1 protein-coding gene is annotated in these 371 nt (G+C 52.0%); it reads left to right on the top strand.

What is annotated here, in order from left to right:
- A partial coding sequence (locus H065_RS0124805; protein WP_017815789.1) for a sugar phosphate nucleotidyltransferase occupies positions 1-371 on the top strand: 371 nt, incomplete at both ends.

Genomic DNA, 371 nt, shown 5'->3' with positions numbered 1-371 from the left:
TGGTGTGCCCGCAAGTTTATCGGCAATGAGCCATTTGCTGTACTGCTCGGTGATGATATTGTAGAGTCGGATACTCCTTGTCTCAAGCAGATGATGGATGTATACGAGAAGCATGAGTCCTCTGTAGTAGGGGTGAAAGAAGTACCTTGGGAGCACGTATCCCGCTATGGTCTGGTCGCTGGTGATCAGATGCCTGGTGATGACTCCGGCCGCCTGTACAAAGCGACAGGTCTTGTGGAGAAACCAAAACGAGAAGATGCTCCATCCAACCTGGCGATCATGGGGCGTTATATCCTGACACCGGAAATCTTCGATATTCTGGGTAACCAGGATGCCGGAGCAGGTGGCGAGATCCAGCTGACCGATGCGAT

Source organism: Paenibacillus shenyangensis (assembly GCF_000346635.1).
GTDB classification, from domain to species: domain Bacteria; phylum Bacillota; class Bacilli; order Paenibacillales; family Paenibacillaceae; genus Saccharibacillus; species Saccharibacillus dauci.
Note: the sequence above shows the minus strand (reverse complement) of the source record. Positions and strands in the feature narration are given on the sequence as shown.